Below are 18623 nucleotides of genomic sequence, written 5' to 3' on the forward strand. Positions count from 1 at the left end.
GTAAGCGCTCTCATTTCTCTTTGGAAAAAGAGAGGACCTAGAGGGTCCTCTCTGGGTTTTCTTTTTCTCCACGACAATGAATGTGGAGTCTAAGTTCTCTTTTAATGAAAACTTTTTTAAATTCTAATCTTCTTTTCTTTTTGCAAGAAATAGAGCAGACATTGCTAATGTAAGACCAGCTAGGAAGAGGTGTTCAGTTGTTCCTTCACCTGTTTCAGGAAGTTTGGACTGATCTGCTTCTTTTTCTGCTGCTTGCATAGCAGGTGTTGGTGTAAGAGCTGGTTTCTGATCAAGTTTTTCTGCAACTGGACTTGTCTGATTGTCTCCTGCACCTAATGTTTCTTTATACTCAGGAACCTCATTCTTAGCAGCTTCAACCCAATTAACGCCACCCTTGAATTCTGGGAGCTCATTCTTGTCCGCTTCAACCCAATTAACGCCGCCCTTGAATTCTGGAATTTCATTCTTAGCAGCTTCAACCCAATTAACGCTACCCTTGAACTCTGGAATGTCATGAACAGCTGCTTCTGCAGCATTAACCCCACCTGTAAATTCAGGAATTTCAACTACTAGTGGTTGCTGATCTCCCTTACTTGATAGTACTTCAGGTTCAGGAGTTGGTTTTGGATCTGGAGTTGGCTCTGGATCTGGAGTTGGTTTTGGATCTGGAGTTGGTTCTGGATCTGGAGTTGGTTTTGGATCTGGAGTCGGCTCTGGATTTGGGGTCGGTTTCGGATCTGGAGTTGGCTCTTCAGTTTCTTTAATTTCTTTCAAGCCTTCTATCAATTTATTAAGTCCGTTTGGAGTCAATAAGTTATGTTCTGCAAGACCATTCTTGTACGCTTCAACAGCTGCCAAGTATTCTTTCGCATCTTGACGATCAATCTTACGAACACGTTCTACTTCAGCATTGTATGCAGCTTCATCTAATGGTTTATCCTCTTCAACTGGAAGGACGAAGCGTAATTCCGCTGCTGAAATATGTCCAGGGTCACCGTATGTTTCGTTACCAGTAAAGATAGCTTTCTTCACTTTGATTGGAGCATCGAAGTTAATCACTTTTGTCTTCGCATCATTTGCCCATCCAGTAAAGCTAAAGTTATGTTCTTGTCCTTTTTCATCAATCACTGTAAGGCTACCGCTCATCACACGTCCGTTTGGACCTGAAGGACGAGGAACATATTCAAAGCGAGTTGATTCCAGCGGATTATTGAACTCTACTGTTAATGGTTTTCCTAAGCTATTCACTCCATAAGGTGTATGCCATAAAGTATTTGTATTTCCATCAAATGCATACCACACATTATCTGCTTCTTCATAAGGAGCATCAAGATCATGAATATCGTCCCAATCTGGAGCGCTACGTTTCACCGCAAGTTTTTCTTTAGCCTCATTAACGCGTTCTACAAGAGCTTTAGCATCATCCACACTAATATCATCGTCTGCTTCTAATAAAGCTGCCACAGCGTCTTTATAAGCATTTAATGAATCTTGTTTGTAGTTGCCATTTACGATTGGAGTATTCTTTTCGTATGCTTCATCGATGATCATCTTACCAGTTAACTTAATTTCTTCAATTTCAAGGTTATCTAACATAAAGTCTTTATAACCTTTGAAGTTGATTTCGTTGTTATCTGTATCTCCTTTAGTATCGGCACCACGCGCATTTGAGTAAATACCAATCCAAGTGTTTCCACCTTTTTCACCAGTAACATAGAAGCTTACTTTCTTAGGAGTTGATGAATTTTCCCAAGTGTTTTCTAAGTCGTATTTCGTTAATTTACTACGACGAGAATTTTCGCCATTACCAATAACGAATGAATATGCTCCATTTGAACCTGCTTCATAATCGAAGGTTACTTTATAAGTCTTACCTTCTTCGAAGCGGAAGTTTTGTGGAATTGTTTGGTAAACGAGTTTGTCATTTCCTGTTAAACCGTTCGTCTTCAATGACCAATTGCCTTCGATAACATCGTTGACTTTCTTACCATTCCATCCACGTTGAGTATATGGTTCGTGTTTCTCAGATAAGTGAGTACGGTTATCTTGTACGCCTTCAACATCGCCGACTACGAATGGGAAGATACCTTGAGGCACTTCTTCAAAGTCTTGTTTGAATTTACCATTTCCTGTATCGTGTTTTTCGTTGTACATTACAGATTGATTTTCAAATACACGAATTTCATCGAAGTAAGTTGCTGCTGCATCCGCGTCACGTCCAAGTTCTAATGTCACATTAGAAACATCTTCTCCTGTTGTGAAGTATACATACATGTTTTGGAAGTAACTTGAATTATCTACAGTTGCGTTCTTTGGAAGTGTGTTATGCGCATGTGCTTGTACATAGTTCTTCGCAATTGATTTATTTGTGTAGTTAGAAATCACTTTGTCTCCTACTCGAATTGTGATATCTGCACGAGCATCGCTTCGGTTATCTACACCTACATAAACAGCATATCTTGTATTGGGTTTTAAGTCTGTTAAGCGTTGTTTCAATGTCACACGTTCAGTGTTTCCTTGAATACGTAACATTTCGTTAGCCCCTTGAGATTTCACGATTTCAGCGTGTTCGCTGTCACCTGTTTTTTCCCAATGATCTAATGTTCCGCTGTTGAAGCCTTGGTCATTGATGTGTAGCCCTTCACTCCATACCATTGTCTTCTTACCTTGAGTGGCCTTGTAAAGTACATATGGTTGGTTTGCATCTCCCGTAATCTGAATCTTACGGTCTGCGCCTACTGTTAACTCTACAACATCTTTCTTACCTTGGTCTGTTAAACGGTAAAGGTATACTTTATCTCCAGTCCAATCGTCTGGAAGTGTCCATTCAGTTGTTCCACCTTCAGTTGTGTAGAAGTACATCTTTTCTTTGTCGCCTGTTAAAGCTTTACCATTTTCATCCCAGTTCCATGGTACTAAGTAGCTTCCGCCATTTTCAATCACACGACCGTTTAATGTTGTGACACGTTTGCGGTAGTCTGGGCTATTAGGGTCGTTTGATTGACGAACAATTTTCACTTCGTCCCCATTGTCATTTGTTAAATCTACTTCCATTTCTGGAGTCCACTTGTAGTTTTGACCGTTGTCGCTCATTGCAACTGGGTTACCATTCACCCATTTAGAGACTTTGTAGTGTTGGAAGTACTTCGTCATAATGTTGTTTTCAAAGAGGTTACGAATATATCCTTCGTAATCGCTTCGACCTTGCCATCCTTCGAAGTCTTTCATGTTATATCCACCAAGTAATGGATAGTTAGCGGCACCACCGTAGCTTGGATAGTCACCCACCCATGAGTCTTTTTGGTGGTTACGGATGAATCGAGTAATGTTTGAGTTAATACCTTTCAGTGTGTATCCACCGTAAGTTAAATCAGCTGCCCAGTGTTGGAATGTTGAATCATATTCCGCACCGAAGCCCCACTCGATAGCCATACGCCATCCTTGAGCGTTTAATTCTTTAGCAAGTACGTGAGTTGGCCAAGCAGTGTTATCTCCTGATTGTCCGTTACCCCAAACGTCCACATAGATAAAGTCTAAGTCAGCACCTAGTTTTTCTCTTAATTCTTTCCAACGATCCAAACGTCCATGAGCTAAGTCATATTCTGCATCGATGTTGATACCTTGGTCTAACCAGTTCCAACCATACATATATGTTCCATCAGAGTTTCTACGTAAAATAGCTTCGCTGAAGTATTTAGATTCAGGATATGTTTCAGAAGCATTAACGTGAATACCGATTTTAGCTCCATATTCTTTTGCTCTTGCTAATAATTTCTTGAAGTCTTCAACGCCACCGATTCTCTTACCGATATCCGCATAGTTTAAGTGACCTGAGTCGTGACCTTCACTACCATACCCTTTAAGTAGGATTGATTGGCCTAAACCATCTGTGTGTAAGTTAATCTTCTTAATACCATCTAATGTCATTAAGAATGGGTTTTGCGCTTGAGATGCGAAGTTCATCGCAATGCGATAGGCTACTAAATCTGGAACAGATTCTGCCCCTTTAGGATTGTTCATGATATTACGATAGGCAATCGCACCATCTTGCCAGTCCACCACATTATCTTTGTTTAAGTCTTTTGTAATGACTACTTTAGAGCTTGGTAATTCTAATGTGTATTCTGGGAATACTAAGTTCTTATAAGCACGTTGGTACCAGTAAGGTGAGCTTTGAATACCTAAGTAGTTTACGCCTTCAACACGTTCTAACGCTGTTGTTAAACGTGCAAAGTCATTTCCTTTGTAAGTAAATTGAGAGTTACTCCAAACAGATGCTGCCAATTCGTTAGAAGAAACAAATCCATACATGAAGCCGTAAGTATATTCATTCATCTTGCCTTCTTTCAAGTCTAAATGATAGTCTCCACGATTATGTGTGTTTGTAGACATTTGAGCTCCGTCGAATTTTGCACCTTGTTTGTTAGAACCAACAGAAACAAGTGTGTTTCCTGGAAATTCAATAGTTTGGATTAATTTGCGAACATTGTCGACTGGTTTACCCATTTCAACATTGTTTTTGTTCACTACTTTAGTCACATCGAAGTGCATTTCGTTGCCAACTAATTGTAATTTCACAGTGATTTCAGCGTTGATGAATTCATCATCGTTTCTTACTTTCATTACATATTCTGCAGTAGTGTCATCAATCTTGCGGTATTGAACTTCTGGAGTCACTAACACACCGTTGATTGACATTTTATCTAATTTTTGAACTTGACCTGTTAACGTTTTTCCATCTAATTCATATTCTTTAACACGTGGAAACGCTGTGTCAATAATCGCTTTTAATTGTTCTGATTGTAAAGTTTCATAGTGAACATCTTGGTCATTGCGACGTAAGCCATCATCCACAGCTGGAGTTTCTTCTTCAGGTTTGATGTTATCTTGGGTATCCGCTTTGATCGATACAGAAGATAATTCTGTACCGTAAGTACCAGCTTTGAGGTAAACTTTATTCACATCCGCTAAAGCGTTCTTAACAGCTTCTGGAACGACTTCTGTGCTAAATAAATTTTGTCCATTATTTGTAGCATTTAATTGACCGTCTTTTTTGTAAACGATAGATAGGTGGTTTTCTTCACCTACATTTGGTGCTTCTACACGAGTCTTACTATACCAAGTGTTTACATTTGGTCCTTTGTATTGCCAGAACCAACCGCCCTTGTCATACCCAACAAAGATGTTGTTGTCATTATCTTTATATTTTAGATATACTCCAAAGCGTGTTTCAGCTGAAGGAGTATTTGCCTTGAACGTTAAGTCAACGCTTACATTTCCTTCCGCATCCGCCTGTAATCCAGCTTTTTCAAATAAAGCTTCGTTTGCTCCATTGTCGTTAGCTGTTGTTGAAGTTAATTTATTGTAGCGTACTCCGCCTTCTTCAACGACTTCAACATTCCCTTTCACACGGCTTACTGAGTCCCACTCTTTTTTCACTTCGGCAGTAACATCGCTAGTTTCTCCCGTTGCTACTTCAGCAGGTTTATTTTCTGCCGGTTTGTTTTTAGCTGGTTTTTCTTCTTGAGGTTTATCCTCTTTTGGTTTTTCTTCCTTGTCCTCAACTTGTTTATCGATAGCATCTAGACCAGCTGGTTTCGTTGTTTCAATACCCTTGATGTAGTTTTGAATCCATTCTAGCTGAGCAGGTGAGAAGAGTATACCACCACTACGTTTACCAGATACACCGTTTTGATGAATCCCAATTAATTTTCCATTTTCATCAAAGATTCCGCCACCACTGGCACCAGGTTCACTTCCTTGGTAACTAATTCCACGAACGCCCTCTCCATGGTCATTAATATCTTCAACAGTGGTATTAAGGATTGGATCAAGCTCTCCTTTTGGATAGCCAAATACATGTACCTTATCTCCTGTCTTGATAGTTGATGGTTTATCCGCAACTTCAACTGGAGCATTTGCAAGTGGACTGCGAAGTTTGACAATGGCTAAGTCATTTTTATAACCTTTTAGGAAGCCTTCACGGTCCCAGTGTTTTACATCATTTTTACTGAATTTGACGTCTGGTGCCCCTTGATAAGAAATTGTGTAAACATCTTCATCACTTTCAACATTATCAGCTACCTTACGATTATTGCCATCTGGAACATCTTTGATAAAGTTATGAGATACTGATAAGACAAGATTTTCTCCAATAACAATACCACTACCTGTACCAGCATCGCTCTTAATTTCAACAGTAGCACCGTAGTTCAATTCCCCATTTTTTGTTTTTGCAACTTCTTCTGGAGCTAAACTTTTATCTTCTTTTTCCAAGTCTTCTTTTGAAGCGGTGTGACCACTATCTTCGGCTTTATCGAGTTTTTCACGCAGATCTTTAGGAAGTTCATTTTCAGTTGCTGAAGTTGCTGCAGCTTCTTTTTCTTTCTCTAGTAATTCTTCCTCAGTTTTTGGTCCATCAGTCACTTCAAGAGAACCTTGATCTTCTCCAGCTTTTGGCGCTTCAAAATCATGCCCGTTATCATCTTTTGCATTGGTCAGAGCTGCTGCTAAATCAGCTGGCATATTTGCAGTAGATCCAGTTTGGGCTGTATCTGCTAAAACAGTACTTGTTCCAAAGAATGTAGCACCAATGACAACAGAGGCAACACCTAATGAAAATTTCCGAATACTATATTTACAACGTTTTTCAAATAATCCTTTATCCATTATGACCTAAATCCTTTCATTATATACGTAAGCGTTTACATCCGCTGCTTAAAAAAATACTCCTTTCTGTCTAAAAAGTGTAACACTCACGTCATTAAATAAAAAATAATTACACTTTTAATATAACAAATGATACGAAATAAAGCAATAGAAAAGATAGGAAATGACTAATTTTTTCTTTCAATCCTAGTAAAATTAAAGTACAAAATCTCCAAAATACTCTAAAAAAATAAAATGCATATCATCAAATTTTTCAATATCTGATAATATGCATTTTTCTGATTTCAAAGACTTTTTAACCAACCTCATACGTTTTAAAAACGAAGAAATTGAGCCTCAATTTGAATTTTTCTCTTCTCAGACTTCCTTAACAAAAACTAATTCCTGTTGCTGTGACAAATCTTCTCGGTAGTTAAATCCTGCAAAGCTTAAGCGACGAGCTTCATCGACCGTCTGTACTTGATTTTCTATCAGGGCTGTCAGGAAAGCACCACGCGCTTTCTTGGAAATAGTTGAATGAATCTTCAGCTGACCTCCTCTATCCTCCATGAATTTAAAGGTTACCATTTTTTCTCTGATTTCCTTAGAAAATACAGCCTCAAACTCGGATGACAAGAGAGAGAAAATCACTTCTTCCTGCTTCACAGCTTCATCGTAGGCTGCCTTCCAATGGCTCTTCAAAGTCTTACCAGCGACCTTTAATTTCATCAAAAAATCCAAACGATGAGGGGGCATAGGTGCCAAGGCTGGGACGACTCCGTACAAAGCCGAGGTGATGAAGACATGATTTTCAAGATAGGCTTGTTCCGCCTCGGTCAATTTATCTCGCTTGATATGGCGATACATGAGTCCGTCAAAAAGTTTCAGAGCTGGGTAGTGTTGAGCAGTTTGCCTTTTTAAAGCTTGGATATGTTGAAATTCTTCCGCCGCCTTATCGGCTGATACCTTGTAAAAACTCTCCAATTGACTAGCAGAATAGAGAGCCAAGGCATCCAGAACGGCCTGACTTTCTGGTCTTAAAGGATTTGCCTCGATACTTGGCAAATCTGTGTTCATTTCTTTTGCTGTTGGGATTAAAATTTTCATATTGATAGTGTAGCATATTTTTTAGCCACAACCAAGAAATTCATTTGAAAAACCTCGGTTTGACCGAGGTTTCTCTATTTATTTGGGCCATCCTAACCAGACAGCCACGAGAACAAGGGCTAGCCCAGCTAAACTTTTTAGAATAGATAAGAATTTATCTTTTTTCTCCTTGAACTGAGAAAAACCTATCTTCAAAGCGAGCAGTCCGAGTAACATTGAAGCAATCATCACATAAAAACCCATTTCTTTGTCCTCCATTAGTCTTAATTTACCTTATTAGAACATATATTTCTTAAATAAACCTTTTTTATACTCAATGAAAATCAAAGAGCAAACTAGGAAACTAGCCGCAGGTTGCTCAAAGCACAGCTTTGAGGTTGCAGATAAAGTTGACGTGGTTTGAAGAGATTTTCGAAGAGTATTACTGCACTTTAAAAGTCTTGAGATAATTGTCTTTTCCTACTTGACCTTCGAAGGTTTTACCATTTTCAAGGTAGGGAAGATCATCTGATACAGAAGCCTTGACCTTGTATATCTTGCCATCAACTTTAAAGAAGTAGACGGTATCACCCTTGATAACAGCTGATTTGAGGTCTGCTACCACACCCTTGATGCTTTCTGTTGTTGCATTATCAATTTCAAGGTCGTTTTTATTGGTATACTTGCTGAGCAGCTCTTCCACTGTCGTAGCTACGATAACGTTTTGGTACTCGACTGCATCTACCAAGGCATACTCTTTGACCAAGCCAGCATTGTCCTTCAAGCCCATGATGTAGAGAGGCTTGTCATTGAGGTTGATGAGGATTGGGAAGGTTGCCTTGTAGGATTTCTCCTGAACAGCACCTTCGGCTGATTCACGGGCTGATTCTTCGGTCGCAGAAGCCAAGCTGTACTTGGTGATTTCTCCTGTCCGCATATTTTCAAGGATGAAACCAAGATTACTTTCATCTGCATTAGCCGACGTCACACCTGTGTAGAGATAGATATCATTGCCGATAGACAAATAATTATAGCCCTTGGTAGTCAGGGTCACGTTTTTCTTGGAAATCATAGCATTCCAGAAACCGTCCTTGTACTTACCGTTGTAGTTGATTTGCTCAATGGTTTCCTCAGCTGGATAAACTCTGTCCACCCATTCTGGAACATCTGCCAAGCTGTATTCCTTGGTTTCTCCATTTGTGGCATCCAAGATAATGACTGAAACAGGACGAGGAACCGCTAAGCCAAACTGCTTTTGATAAACTGTAGCCACATAGAAAGGATTACCCTCATCGTCCACCTCGAAGGATGGAGTCTTGAAGATTTTGGTTGGGTATTTAAAGCGCAGGTGGCGTTTGACATCGCGGTTAAAATACTCCGAATCCGAATACTTGATTGGTGTCTTCAAGTCCACCAAGTCCGCATTTCCGGTCACCATGTCCACCTTGATATACTCGCCGATTCCCTTGGATTGATTATTAAACCACTTGATAGGATCTGCGTATTCTAGTGGTGTAACCCGATAAGGTTTCCCATCAATCGTCAATTGGGTATAGGTATCTGCCGCTACATACTGCGATACCTTATCTGTTAGGGAACCCAAGTAGCGGTCACCAATTTTTTCAGCAGTACTTCTATCTAAGATAGGAACCTTACTGGTGTCAGTCTTAGGAAATTCAGAAAACTCTTTTTCCGTCACCGTGACTATATTAGCATAATTTTTAGCCTGAAAAATGCTGGAAGTTACCAAGGAAACCAAGGCCGCCAAGAGCAGAATTCCTCCAATAGAAACTAAAAGAGCTTTCCCTAACCAATTGATTTTGAAACCCTCTAGATTTAAGGCAGCTTCTGCCTTGCCGTGACGCACATGAACTGTTTTGACCAGATTGATTCCCTTGCCAAAGCCAAATAAAATGGCTACAAGCAGTAAATGCCCACAGAGGAAAAAGAGAAATTCCCAACTGGTCAGGTTAAGGGGCGGTAAAAAGATATACCAGGTCGTTGCGATAAAAATCAGTTCGAAGACTATTCGTTTCATTTACTTTCCTCCTAAATGATTCGTCCTTCCAAGTGATCCAGTTCATGCTGGCAGATCTGGGCTGGGAAACCTGTCAAAGTAATAGTCTGTTCCTGCCACTTGCTGTCACGATAGGCAACCCTTATGGTTTCATAACGCCTAGTAGGTCTCACACCTACCAAAGACAAACAGCCTTCCTCTGTCTCATAAGATCCTTCAAAAGATAGGAGCACTGGATTAAACATGACCACGGGAACCAAGCCAAGATTAAAGATAATCACGCGCTTCTGCACCCCAATCATATTGGCAGCTAGACCAACACAGGTCTCACGATTTGCTAAAAGCGTATCCTGCAAATCTCTGGCAAGATACAGGTCCTCCTGACTTGCCGGCTGAGATACCTGAGATAAAAACAAAATATCCTTCACAATTTCCTTTTCCACTCCCTCACACTCCTCTTGCTTTTTACTATATTATAGCAATTATAGCACAAAAGCCGATAACTGCAAGGCCTTTCCCTCAACTATAGCAAAAAGCCATCCGAAGATGACTTTTTGCTATTTAATTTCTTTATAAGTTACGTCCAAGCCACGCTTAACAGCAGGACGGTTGGCAATTTTTTCTGACCAGTTTACTAGATTTTGATAACTTGAGGCATCTAAAAATTTTGCAGAACCTTGGTAAAGCTTTCCTTGAACTAACTGTCCATACCAAGACCAGATAGCAATATCTGCAATCGTATAGTCATTGCCTGCAATATAAGGTTTCTGAGCCAATTCCTTATCCAATAAATCTAACTGGCGTTTCACTTCCATCGTAAAACGATTAATTGGATATTCCAATTTTTCAGGGGCATAGTTAAAGAAATGTCCAAATCCCCCACCTAGAAAAGGTGCTGCACCTGCTTGCCAGAATAACCAATTCAAAACTTCTACCTTTTCCACAGGATTACTTGGTAAAAAGGCTCCAAATTTCTCAGCAAGGTATAGAAGAATATGAGCAGACTCAAAGACTCTCACTTCTTCAGTTCCTGACTGGTCCAATAAGGCTGGAATCTTTGAATTTGGATTAAGCTTTACAAAGTCCGAACCAAACTGATCCCCATCCATAATCGCAATCTTATACAAATCGTAAGTCGCTTGCTCAAAACCAGCTTCTTGCAATTCTTCCAATAAGATAGTGACTTTCACACCATTTGGTGTTCCCAGTGAATAAAGCTGAAAAGGTTGCTCTCCTTTTGGCAAGTTTTGTTCGAAACGGGCACCTGCTGTCGGTTTATTTAATCCCGTAAAGGCTCCTTGATTACTAGCTTCATCCTGCCATACGGTCGGTAATTGATAGGCTGACATCCCAAACCTCCCTTAAATCGCATTCTTATCAAAACCGAGTTTACGTTGGACAAACTTAACGATTTCGACGATGATAATCATTGAGAAACTTCCTGCCATAACAATTCCCCATTGAGACAAGTCTAGTTTAGTTACATGGAAGATTCCTTCAAGCGGTTCTACGACGATTGTTGCCATGAGAAGAATGAAGGATACTAAGATAGACCAGTTAAAGGTCTTAGACTTGAATGGGCCAACTGTCAAGATAGATTGGTAGACAGACTTGACATTGTAGGCATGGAAGAGCTGAATCAGACCAAGGGTTGCAAAAGCCATAGTAAGAGCATCTGCGTGAATAGCTTGATTATCACCCACATGAACTGGGTAGACAAGGGCAAGCCCATAAACACTCATAACAATAGCTGCTTGGAGTACACCTTGATAAATGATAGAACTCAAAACACCACCTGAGAAGAAGCTTGCCTTGCGTCCACGTGGTTTATGGTTCATGACACCTGGCTCAGCAGGCTCAACACCAAGAGCGATAGCTGGGAAGGTGTCCGTTACCAAGTTAATCCACAAGAGATGAACCGGCTGTAAAACATCCCAACCAAACAAGGTTGATAGGAAGATGGTTAATACTTCAGCAGTATTGGCAGAAAGTAGGTACTGAATAGTCTTTTGAATGTTTGAGAAGACCTTACGTCCTTCTTCAACTGCGACGATAATAGTCGCAAAGTTATCATCTGCAAGAATCATATCAGAAGCCCCCTTAGAAACCTCTGTACCGGTGATTCCCATACCGATACCGATATCGGCTGTTTTCAGAGCTGGCGCATCATTGACACCGTCACCTGTCATGGCAACGACCTTACCTTGTTTTTGCCAAGCCTTGACGATACGAACCTTGTGCTCTGGAGACACACGCGCATAAACAGAGTATTGACCAACTACTTTTTCAAAGTCTTCATCTGACAGCTCGTTGAGCTCAGCACCAGTCAAAACGTGGCTTTCGGTATCATTTGTAGCGATGATTCCCAAACGTTTGGCAATAGCTTCTGCAGTGTCTTGATGGTCACCTGTAATCATGATTGGACGGATTCCAGCTTCCTTAGCCACACGAACAGCCTCAGCAGCCTCAGGACGTTCAGGATCAATCATCCCGATTAAACCAGTAAAGATTAAATCATTTTCAAGCTCCTCAGAAGTAAGGTTTTCTGGAATACTGTCAATAATCTTATAAGCACCTGCAAGGACACGCAAGGCTTGATGAGCCATTTCAGAGTTATTTGTGTGAATGAGGTTTGTAACCTTCTCATCAATTGGAGCAATATCACCAGCCTTATCACGAAGAACACAACGTTTCAAAAGTTGATCTGGCGCACCCTTGACTGCTACAAGGAAACGACCATCTGGCAATGGGTGAACCGTTGACATGAGCTTACGGTCAGAGTCAAATGGCAACTCAGCCACACGAGGATATTTATCTAAGAAACCTTTGACATCGTAGCCCTTGTCCAAGGCATACTGGATGAAGGCCGTTTCTGTTGGGTCACCAATTAGGTTGCCTTCCACATCGATCTTCGTATCGTTTGCCAAGACAACTGAACGAAGTAGGGGCATTTCAAGACCCAGTTCAATATCATCAGCAGAGTTATGTAGGACTGCATCATAGAAGACTTTTTCAACGGTCATCTTGTTCATGGTCAGCGTACCAGTCTTATCAGAAGCGATAATTTCAGTTGAACCAAGTGTTTCTACTGCTGGCAACTTACGAACGATTGAGTTTCGTTTGGCTAAAACTTGAGTACCAAGGGCAAGAACGATCGTTACGATAGCTGGGAGCCCTTCTGGGATAGCTGCAACGGCAAGTGCAACAGAGGTCATCAACTCACCAAGTGGATCTTTTCCTTGAATAAAGACACCTACAACAAAAGTAACAAGGGCAATGACCAAGATAGCATAGGTTAAGACCTTAGAAAGGTTGTTCAAGTTTTGTTTGAGGGGCGTATCCGTCTCATCCGCATCTTGAAGCATGCCAGCGATATGACCAACTTCAGTGTACATACCAGTATTTACAACAACACCCATCCCACGACCATAGGTCACATTTGAGTTTTGGAAGGCCATGTTGACACGGTCACCAATACCAGCGTCTGCAGCAAGCTCAACTGACAAGTCTTTTTCAACTGGAACAGACTCACCTGTCAGGGCTGCTTCTTCGATTTTAAGAGAGTTGGCTTCTAGCAAACGTAGGTCTGCAGGTACTACATCACCTGCTTCAAGGGCAACGATATCACCTGGTACCAATTCTTTAGAGTCAATCTCCGCCATATGCCCATCGCGAAGAACGCGGGCAGCTGGACTAGACATGGATTTGAGGGCTTCGATGGCTTCTTCAGCTTTTCCTTCTTGGTAAACACCAAAGGCAGCGTTGATGATAACTACGGCTAGGATGATGATAGCATCTGCGATATCTTCCCCACCAGAAGTCACGACTGATAAAATAGCCGCCGCAACTAGGATGATAATCATCAAATCCTTAAATTGCTCGATGAACTTGACCAGGATTGATCGTTTCTCGCCTTCTTCGAGTTCATTGTGGCCAAATTCTGCAAGGCGCTTTTCCGCCTCACTTGATGACAAACCTTGTTCGGTCGCATCCACAGCCTGCAAGACCTCTTCAGGACTCTGAGTGTAAAACGCTTGGCGTTTTTGTTCTTTTGACATGTGTCTCCTCCTTGACATGGTGTGCAAAACAGACTCTCTTTTCCCTCATCGTATCTTTTCACGACAAACAAAAAGAGACCTGTTAATCATAACAAGTCTCGCTGTTTAAGATAGGGCCGGAAAGCATACTTTTCAGTATAAAATTCGAAATGACGACACTATCACAGGTTTCTGCCAGCTACTCCCTTGAGTAGTACTATTATACCAAATTTTGAACAATTTTCAAGGGTTTAAATCTGATGAAACACTTTCTGAATCAAAAGTACGATCGCTGATAATATACCTAGGACGACGTTTTGTTTCCATATAAATTTTTCCAACATACTCACCAATTACGCCCAAACTAATCAATTGAACTCCACCAAGTAGGCTAACTATTGCATAGGTGCTCGCCCATCCAGCCACGACTGTACCAGCAAACTTACTCCATACAACCCAAATAATCAATAAAAAACTAAAGAGAGAGGTCAGGACTCCCAGACTTGTAATCAACCTTATCGGTTTGATTGATAAACTAGTAATACCATCCATAGCCAAACCAAGCATTTTAGATAAGGGATAATGGCTCTCACCAGCAATTCGTTCATGGCGTTTATATGAAACGTAAGAATATTTAAAACCAACTAAAGGCATTAAACCACGAAGAAAAAGATTGACTTCAGTGAATTTTTCTAATTCCTTCAAGAATCTTTTAGAAACCAATCGATAGTCAGCATGATTAAAAACGACTTCTGCTCCAAATAGGCGTAAAACTTTATAAAAACCTTCAGCTGTAATTCGTTTAAAAGCAGAGTCCGTATCACGGTTATCACGTACACCGTAGACAATTTCAGAACCGTTTTTATATTCTTCAATCATTTTATCCATACAATTGATATCATCTTGTCCATCGGCATCAATGGTAATGACAATATCAGCAAACTGAATGGCCTCATACATACCTGCAAGTACACTACTTTGATGACCTCTGTTACGACTTTGCGATACACCAACCACAGAAGGGATAGATTTAGCATAACTTTCTATCAGTTCCCAAGTTCGATCTTTACTACCATCGTTTACGTACATAATTTTACTATGGCGGTGGATTTCTTCTTTCTTTATTAATTGTTCAATTTTTTCAACAAACACTGGATTAGTATGCGGTAAGACTTGTTCTTCGTTGTAACATGGAACAACTATATATAAAATTGGCTTGTGTCTACTCATCTCTTTCTCCTAATCTTTTTATCCCAAAAGGAAAGTTGGTTCCTCTAAACATCCTGACTATCGATTCACAGCCCAAAATTGTTAATATAACTACCAAAACTGTCGTTATATATTGATTAACAAAAATTCCAGTATATTTCGTAGACAATTCTTTAACTAATTTTTCTACTAACACCAGAACTATCGGCGAATGTACTCCATAATAAATCAACGTTTTTTGGCCGATTGATTTCAAAATGGAACTCTCTGGAATTGTTTTAAAAAATATAAGAACACTCCAAATTCCTGAAATAGCTGCCAAGTAAAATAAGAAATGATTTCCAATTTGCTGATAGTATAAATCCACAATCTGATTTCCGCTTAACCTATAGTTCACTCCTCCAACAAGAACAGTCAATATTCCTCCTACTGGTAAAAAATAAGCCGAAAAGTATTTTTCTAATCGATGTAAGTTATTCTTAGTCCATACTCCCAGCAAGATAAAAATCATAGCGACAGGAACTAAATCAATGTTCCAAATTAAATAGTATTCTTTTTCATATATCTTCTGTCCCAGATAGACTAAAACAAAGAGAGAAAAAAATATCATTATCCACTGACCTACATTCCATCTTCTCTTTAAGATAAAGTAGATAAAAACATGAGCCAAAAACATCACATTCAAAAACCATAATTGAAAATAAATATGCAAACGATCTGAAATTAGTAACTGTTTTATAAAATGAAGAATATCAAAACTCAGAACCTGATCAGGGTACATAACAAAAAGTTGAAACAGAAAAACAAAACTATTTAGCAAGAAAAAAGGAATAACTAAACTCTTTACCTTACTTAAACAATAGCCTGAGAAGGTTTCGTATTTTCTAACATTCAAAGTAAAACCAGATAAGAAAAAGAACAGTGGTATGTGGAATGAATAGAGAAGCAACTTTGCATTATTTGGAACGAAGCTACTATGTCCAACAATAACTAGTACAATGGCTAAACCCTTAGCCATGTCTATATATCCTATTCGCTTCTTCATATTATTCTCCTAATTTTAATAGATAAACGCTCATATCTGAAGTTACAGATTCAACCTCCTCAAAGTAAACATCCTTCTGATAATGTTCTTTCATGATTTTCTTTACATTATTCATACTACCTGATGATGTTGACCAAAAAAACAAGATATTGTCATTGTTAATTGCAGAAGACAGCAGATTTTCAGGTTCTTCAACTCCGTATCTCTTCATTTGTTGATAATAATGAGGAGAAAAAGTTTGCCAATTTCCTAATGTATTTGTATTTATCACTAACTGATTGGGTCTTAATTTAAAAGTTGATAATGTAGGCTGTGAAGAAACCAAAGTGCTATATCCTCCGATAACAACAAGCTTATCCGAACTCCTTTGCACAAGTGACTGGTACTCTGATACTACTGACGATTGAATATAGGGAAACCAATACAATTCTTGTCCAAGTTTATTTATCCATAATGCTCCTCCTAGTGTTCCTATTATTTGTACGCTAAGGAACACCTTCCTCTTATCAAATAAACGTCTTTTTTCATAAAATGATCGAGCATAGAAAATAAATACTACTAAGAAACATACTATTAGAGGAATATACACACGCTCTACTACCCTCTGTCTAACAAAGAGAGCTCCAATTAAAAGTAATGGGGAAATCGGTACAAACCATCCGTATAGCTTCTTAGGCTTAAAAATCAAGAACCAACTAATCAATATTAAAGAGAAGGTTGTCAGTATACTATTCTTAAAAAAATCTGATATCATCTGAGGCAGATTAAACGAGTATTTCTCTGAAAGGGAACGAACAGATTGAATGTTTGTTAAAAGAATATTGCTTAAGGCTTTTTTTTCAGCAAATAACCAGTAGGTAGAGACATTCAAATCATTTTCACTTACTCCTAAAGCTTCAAATTCATTCGCATGTCTTTGATAATCAATAGCAGGATAATCTCTCAAATTCGTACTTAGAGCATTCCATGTCAAATACTCCTGTACGTCAGCTTTCCCTAGTGTATATAGTTTATTGGAAGCAAAAATCAGTAAAATGACGCTAAATAATAAAACAATTTCTTTTCTTTTTTTAGAATATACCCACTCGAAGAGCAGAAACGGTAATAAAAGTAAGATAAAACTAGATATTATTTGAGGTCGAATGGATAAACCAATGAACAATAATAATAGTCCTGAAATATATTTTTTATCAAATAGTAAAAAAGTAGCCGCTGTAGCTGACAAATATGCAATAACGGAAAAAGAAAAATATTTAATAAGTATCAATTGGGCTAAAAACACAATTGGAAGCAAAAGATACAGTTTTTTCTTATAAAAAAAGATTGCATAGACACAAAAACTAATACAGTAAATACTGACTAAAAAACAAAAATAAATATTCCAATTTGTAAAAATTTGTTGCAATAAAACTAAACCGGAAGATAATAAAATTCCTACGTAGGGTAATAACATATTTTCCCCAGATAATATGGTTTGATTTACCATGATATCATCTACAACAGGATATTCAAAACCTCTCATTGATATATAGAAATAAAAAAATAAAAATGGCAAAAATAAAAAACTTAAGTTAAGTAGCCTACTGACCATATTTTTATTTATCATTACAAGCTCTCCTTCGAATAAACATTACCCTTCAATTCTACCATATTTCCTTATAAAAAACTAGCTCACCTCCAAACTTGTAAGCCTATATCGTTTGAATGCTAACTTCTCAAAGTAACTTCCACTTGCCTGACCAAAGTGGAAATTAGTCTAAAACGGATTTTTATGGTGGAATTAAGTGTGAGACGTTTGAGTTAGAAATGAGGTCTACTATGACAAAACATAAACACCTTACCCTTTCAGACCGTAATGATATCCAATTAGGCTTAGAGCGCGGTGAAACCTTCAAAGCTATCGGACAATCCATTCTAAAAGACCCAACTACTGTTTCCAAAGAAGTCAAACGAAACAGACAAGTCCGAGAGTCTACATGCCATAACCTTCCTTGCCCTCTACTCGACAAGGCTCCCTTTGTCTGTAATGGATGCCCTAAAAGAAGACAAAATTGTGGCTATAAGAAGATCTTCTACCTCGCTAAGCAAGCTCAAAAACAGGACGAACAAATTCTTGTAGAAGCTCGTGAAGGAACTCCTCTCAATTCCAAGACCTTCTGGGAAATGGACAAAGTCATTTCTGATGGGGTTAAAAAGGGACAACACATCTATCATATCCTCAAAACTCATAACCTTGATGTCAGCTCCTCAACCGTCTATCGGCACATCCGAAAAGGGTACCTATCTATCGCTCCGATTGACCTAACCAGAGCCGTTAAATTCAAAGAAAGACGGAAAAGCAAGCTACCTTCCATCCCTAAAGAAGCTAAAAAAGGCCGTTCCTATGAGGATTTCCAAAGCTATTTAGCCCTTAATCAACTGAATTCTTGGCTGGAAATGGACACCGTTATGGGCCGAACCGGAGGAAAAGTCCTACTCACCTTCAACCTCTCTTTCTGTAACTTTATCTTCGCTAGACTTCTGGATAATAAAACTGCCCTTGAGGTTACCAAACACCTCTATGACATCAAGAACACTTTTC

Annotated in this window: 11 protein-coding genes; 1 reads left to right on the forward strand and 10 read right to left on the reverse strand. The window is 39.1% G+C overall.

The features are described from left to right. Positions 1-123: 123 nt before the first annotated feature. From D2908_RS08775 to D2908_RS08820, 10 genes are all read right to left on the reverse strand, one after another. Positions 124-6669: a SpGH101 family endo-alpha-N-acetylgalactosaminidase gene (locus D2908_RS08775; RefSeq protein ID WP_117306441.1), complete on the reverse strand. Its 6546-nt coding sequence runs from the start codon at positions 6667-6669 to the stop codon at positions 124-126. A gap of 357 nt (positions 6670-7026) precedes the next feature. Beyond that, entirely contained in the window at positions 7027-7755 is a 729-nt protein-coding gene (yaaA, locus tag D2908_RS08780; protein ID WP_117306443.1) for a peroxide stress protein YaaA, read from the reverse strand. Between the two features lie 78 nt (positions 7756-7833). Then, a complete protein-coding gene (locus D2908_RS08785) occupies positions 7834-7998 on the reverse strand; it encodes a YczI family protein (protein WP_165847488.1) in 165 nt (54 codons plus the stop codon). 178 nt (positions 7999-8176) lie between these two features. Further along, the gene (locus D2908_RS08790) at positions 8177-9772 is read right to left on the reverse strand and encodes a hypothetical protein (RefSeq protein WP_117306447.1); all 1596 of its coding nucleotides are present in this window, start codon (positions 9770-9772) and stop codon (positions 8177-8179) included. Positions 9773-9783: 11 nt separating this feature from the next. Then, positions 9784-10194 (reverse strand): peptide deformylase, encoded by a 411-nt coding sequence (locus tag D2908_RS08795; protein ID WP_117306449.1) that lies wholly within the window; start codon positions 10192-10194, stop codon positions 9784-9786. Between the two features lie 114 nt (positions 10195-10308). Then, entirely contained in the window at positions 10309-11100 is a 792-nt protein-coding gene (gene yghU, locus D2908_RS08800) for a glutathione-dependent disulfide-bond oxidoreductase (protein ID WP_117306451.1), read from the reverse strand. Positions 11101-11112: 12 nt separating this feature from the next. Continuing rightward, the gene (locus tag D2908_RS08805; RefSeq protein WP_117306453.1) at positions 11113-13809 is read right to left on the reverse strand and encodes a cation-translocating P-type ATPase; all 2697 of its coding nucleotides are present in this window, start codon (positions 13807-13809) and stop codon (positions 11113-11115) included. 222 nt (positions 13810-14031) lie between these two features. Continuing rightward, entirely contained in the window at positions 14032-15018 is a 987-nt protein-coding gene (locus D2908_RS08810; protein WP_117306455.1) for a glycosyltransferase family 2 protein, read from the reverse strand. Continuing rightward, complete coding sequence (locus D2908_RS08815; RefSeq protein WP_117306457.1) at positions 15011-16042, reverse strand: acyltransferase family protein; 1032 nt, start codon at positions 16040-16042, stop codon at positions 15011-15013. The genes D2908_RS08810 and D2908_RS08815 overlap by 8 nt, the downstream gene beginning before the upstream one ends. A gap of 1 nt (position 16043) precedes the next feature. Continuing rightward, positions 16044-17648, reverse strand: coding sequence for a hypothetical protein (locus D2908_RS08820; RefSeq protein ID WP_117306459.1), 1605 nt, complete (start codon positions 17646-17648; stop codon positions 16044-16046). Between the two features lie 212 nt (positions 17649-17860). Between D2908_RS08820 and D2908_RS08825 the strand changes: the two genes are divergently transcribed. Continuing rightward, positions 17861-18623: helix-turn-helix domain-containing protein (locus D2908_RS08825; protein WP_133297851.1), on the forward strand; the 763-nt coding region annotated here is incomplete at its 3' end.

The organism is Streptococcus sp. LQJ-218 (assembly GCF_003428885.1).
Classification (GTDB): Bacteria; Bacillota; Bacilli; order Lactobacillales; family Streptococcaceae; genus Streptococcus.